Source organism: Actinosynnema sp. NPDC059797 (genome assembly GCF_042732085.1).
Classification (GTDB): Bacteria; Actinomycetota; Actinomycetes; order Mycobacteriales; family Pseudonocardiaceae; genus Actinosynnema.
Genome location: NZ_JBHWIE010000572.1, coordinates 1 through 3,257, shown reverse-complemented (window position 1 = coordinate 3,257; position 3,257 = coordinate 1). Strand labels below are relative to the sequence as shown.

Genomic DNA, 3,257 nt, shown 5'->3' with positions numbered 1-3,257 from the left:
GGGCGACCCAGTCCTGCTCCTCCACCCCCTCGAACAGCAGCACCTGCACCCGCAGCGGGCTCGCCGCCGACGCGACGGGCGCGCCGGCCGCCACGGCGCCCAGCCCACCCGCCGACAACGCCGACGCGCGCAGGAAAGTACGACGCTCCACGATGACCTCCGCAGCTCTCCGTTTCCGAAGAGGTCGGCCGGCGCGGCGCCGGAGTTCCGGTGGCGGGCCGAAGTGCCCTCCCGCACCCCCGGCCCCCCACCGCTACCGGTCGGCGACCACCCGGTAGCGCCGGACGTCGCTCGACCGGAAGCCGGGGAACGACCGCACGCGCCGCCACGCCTCGCCCGCGCCCACCGAGCCGTCGCCGGCCGCCAGCGCGTCCCGGTGCGCTTCAGCGGTCTCCCACTCCGCGTAGTTCAGCACCCGCGTGCCGTCCAGCGACACGTGGAAGCGCGCCGAGATGCCACCGGGGCGCGCGCCGTCCTCGGCCAGCGCCTCGAACACCAGGTCCACCCACCGCTCGGCGACCCCCGGCCGGTCGAAGGCGATCTCCACCAGCACCACGCACCCCACCTCCCGGTCACTGCCCAGGCCGCCGGAGCGGTAGCGGCGGTAGGCCACCGCGCCGGGGAGGTCCACGGGCGTCGCCCACTGCGCCAGGGTGACCACGTGCCCGTCCTCCACGCCCTCCAGCCGGCGCACGTCCAGCAGGCCGTCGGGGCGCGGTGCGAAGGGCACGTGGTCGTGGTGCAGGGTGATCACTCGGGCATCGTCACGATCGAGGTCCATGCCCGCGACGCTAGGCCCGCGCGAGGCGGGCCCGAATCAGTCACGTGACCGGTCGCCCGGCAGGTCGGTCGACCGCCACAGCGGGTGGGGGAGGCCGGCCGGCCCACAGCGGCGGGCCGTGCGGCGTCGGGCGGCGGCAGGGTCGCGATCACCGCCCTCCCCGGCGATCGAGTTCCAGCTCCAGCGTGAGATAACCTCATGTAACTCTTGGTATCGGATACATTGCGAGGCAATGCGGCCTGTGTCGCACGTCAATAAATAGATTTAACTGCGCATTGGCAGCCTTTGGGTATCCCCTTGGCGGTGACCCCTGTTATTGACTCGACAAATTCACTTAATCCGTTGCGGCGAACGCGAGCGACGATCGGTAGCGTCGAAAAGGGTTCGAGTTCGAGAGGGGCCCCATGGGCTCCGATGCTCGCCTGCGCCTGCGGGCCGCAGTGCGGGGACGCGGCGACAACCGGATCGCCGTCCTGTCGGCCCAGGCCAAGCCGGGCCGGGCCTGTGCACCGGTCCCGGGGCCGGCGGGCGGCGCTATCCCGTTCGCCGAGGCGGCCTGATAACGGTGCGTGACCGCATTCCGAGTGGTTCGGCAGTGCGGCGGTAAAGGGCGGCAAAAATCGTGGGTATTCCTTATCTATTCCACCGCGAGGGGCAGGCGTAAGAACCGCGTAAAGACCACCGGGGAACTCTCGACCGAAATGGTCGACTGCTCAACCATCTTCACGGGACCTCGCGGCGACCGGTCGTCGGAAATCGTCGGGCGCGGTGGTCCCGCGTGCTCCTGACATCGCAGTCCGAGGAGGAACCCGGTGGACGCCAAGCAGATCGTCGTCGGTGTGGACAACTCGCCGGCCGGTGCGGCGGCCCTCGACTGGGCCGTGCGCCACACCCGGGACGGCGGCACCGTGGTGGCGGTGTCGGTGTGCGGCATGCACACGCCCAACGGCACCCAGGACGCCTTCCACAGCGCCCGCCTGCGCGTCGTGCGCGACGCCGTGGAGCGCCTGGGCCCGCACGAGAACGTGCGCGTGGAGCAGGCGGTGCTCGACGGCGAGCCCGGTCCGGCGCTGGTGGCGCTGGCGGAGGCGGCGGACGGCCTGGTGTTAGGCCGCCACGGCTACCGCCGGGGCGCGGTCACGGTCATGGGCTCGGTGATCAGGCACTGCCTGACGTACGCGACCTGCCCGGTCGTGGTGGTCCCGACCGGGGACGACCACTGAGGGGACGACCACTGAGGGGGCACGGCTGAAGGGGACCCCGTTCCGGTCACCACCCCGCGCCGGCGGGGCGGTGGCCGGAGCGCCCGACATCACCAGGGCAGCGGGCCGTCCTCGCCGTGGAAGCCCCCGGTCGTGCCGTCGGGGCCGAGGGTCGCCAGGCGCACGGCCACCGCGGCGCCCCGAGCCGCCGTCCGGTGGCCGCGGTGCCCGTTGAGGTCGGTGGCGCAGTAGCCGGGGTCGACGGCGTTGACCAGGACGCCCCGGCCGGCCAGCTCCTTGGCGTACTGCACGGTGACGGCGTTGAGCGCGGTCTTCGACGGCGGGTACGCCACGCCGGCGGGCAGCGCGGCCAGCTCGTGCCCGGGGTCGCTCAGCGCGGTCAGCGAACCCACCCCGCTGGAGACGTTGACGATGCGCGGTGCCGGTGACCTGAGCAGCAGCGGCAGCATCGCGTTGGTCACCGCGACGACGCCGAACACGTTGGTCTCGAACACCTCCCGCAGGACGTCGAGGTCGACCGCGCTCGGCGCCTGGGCCTGCGGGCCGGTGATCCCGGCGTTGTTGACCAGGGCGTCGAGCCTGCCGAAGCGACGCCCCACCTCGTCCGCGGCGGCCGCGGCGGAGGCGGCGTCGGTCACGTCGAGCGCGATCGGGTGGACGCCCAGCTCGGCGGCCGCCCGCTCCCGCCGCGCGCGGTCCCTGGCGGCGAGCAGCACGGTCGCGCCCAACCGCGCGAGCTGGGCGGCGATCTGGTAGCCGATCCCCTTGTTGGCCCCGGTGACCAGGGCGATCCTCGTGTCGTTCACGCCGCCAGACCACCACCTCCCGCCGTCGGTGGCGATGATCGTCCCGGTCATGATCGATACCGTGGCGGTATGGATCTGGAGACCCGGGAGCTGACCTACTTCGTGGCCGTGGCCGAGGAGTTGCACTTCGGCCGGGCGGCCGAGCGCCTCGGGATCGCGCAACCGCCGCTCTCCCGGGCGATCCGGCAGGTGGAGCGACGGCTGGGCGTGGTGCTGTTCCGGCGCACCAGCCGGAAGGTGGAGCTGACGCCGGCCGGCGAGGCGCTGCTGGACGGGGCGCGCCGGGCGCTGGACGCGGTGGCCGCGGCGGGCAGGCGGGCGCAGCGGGCCGGGCGGCCGGAACCGGGACTGGTGCTCGTGCTGAAGCCGGGCGCGGACAGCGGCCTGCTGACCGCGGTCCTCGACGCCTACGGCGCGTAGCCGGACGCCGTCCCGGTGGACGTGGTG

Annotated in this window: 3 protein-coding genes and 1 pseudogene; 2 read left to right on the top strand and 2 right to left on the bottom strand. The window is 73.3% G+C overall.

The genetic code is table 11. The features are described 5' to 3' along the window. Positions 1–253: 253 nt before the first annotated feature. Positions 254–781 carry an antibiotic biosynthesis monooxygenase gene (locus ACFV4N_RS41790; RefSeq protein WP_499678235.1) on the bottom strand — a complete coding sequence of 176 codons (528 nt, stop codon included), beginning with the start codon at positions 779–781 and terminating at the stop codon, positions 254–256. Between the two features lie 812 nt (positions 782–1,593). Here ACFV4N_RS41790 and ACFV4N_RS41785 point away from each other — a divergent pair. Continuing rightward, positions 1,594–2,004, top strand: coding sequence for a universal stress protein (locus ACFV4N_RS41785; protein ID WP_499678234.1), 411 nt, complete (start codon positions 1,594–1,596; stop codon positions 2,002–2,004). An 89-nt stretch (positions 2,005–2,093) separates the two neighbouring features. Here ACFV4N_RS41785 and ACFV4N_RS41780 read toward each other — a convergent pair whose 3' ends face one another. Beyond that, positions 2,094–2,861 carry an SDR family NAD(P)-dependent oxidoreductase gene (locus tag ACFV4N_RS41780; RefSeq protein ID WP_499678233.1) on the bottom strand — a complete coding sequence of 256 codons (768 nt, stop codon included), beginning with the start codon at positions 2,859–2,861 and terminating at the stop codon, positions 2,094–2,096. 18 nt (positions 2,862–2,879) lie between these two features. Here ACFV4N_RS41780 and ACFV4N_RS41775 point away from each other — a divergent pair. Then, positions 2,880–3,227, top strand: a pseudogene (locus ACFV4N_RS41775) (LysR family transcriptional regulator); the annotation flags it as partial. Between the last annotated feature and the right edge of the window lie 30 nt (positions 3,228–3,257).

Bases quoted from the DNA above. Each gene is read 5' to 3' on its own strand.
- ACFV4N_RS41780 (WP_499678233.1), bottom strand. From the start codon at position 2,861: ATGACCGGGACGATCATCGCCACCGACGGCGGGAGGTGGTGGTCTGGC.
- ACFV4N_RS41790 (WP_499678235.1), bottom strand. From the start codon at position 781: ATGGACCTCGATCGTGACGATGCCCGAGTGATCACCCTGCACCACGAC.